The sequence below is a fragment of the Neisseria sicca 4320 genome (genome assembly GCF_000193735.1).
Lineage (GTDB): Bacteria > Pseudomonadota > Gammaproteobacteria > Burkholderiales > Neisseriaceae > Neisseria > Neisseria sicca_E.
This window is the reverse complement of sequence record NZ_AEPF01000126.1, coordinates 1-424: the sequence shown is the minus strand read 5'-3', so window position 1 is coordinate 424 and position 424 is coordinate 1. Positions and strand designations below refer to the sequence as shown.

Annotated in this window: 1 pseudogene; it reads right to left on the bottom strand. The window is 43.2% G+C overall.

The window, feature by feature from the left end:
* Positions 1–424 (bottom strand): annotated as a pseudogene (locus NSCA4_RS15625) (hypothetical protein); the annotation flags it as partial.

Sequence of the window (424 nt, the reverse complement as noted above, 5' to 3'; positions counted from 1 at the left end):
GCCGCCCTGTTCAGCTTGGGCTTGATAGTTTCTCGCTTTTTTAAATATTTCAGATAATTTCTGCGAACCCGAATCCGAATCAGAAGGCAAAGTTCCCAACCCTCGGCCTATCGATTGAGATACACTACCTAAACCGCCGCCTAATAAACCATCCAAGAAAGCACCCGCCGACATAACTGCATTATTTGCGGCAGTACCATAATTACCATTTTTCAATGCTCTTGTAGCATTTTCTATATAAGGCGACGAATACTTCAAAGCTCCGCCAATAAAATTACCAGCAATAAGACCATTTGCAGCATTTTGTAATTTCGAAGAGCTTACACTTTGTGTCTGTGTCGTTTTAATTACGCCCTTTTCGCCGTATTTGCCCGTTACTGTAATTGTCTTGCCCTGCGTCCCCTTAATCGTCCCGCCATCTTTT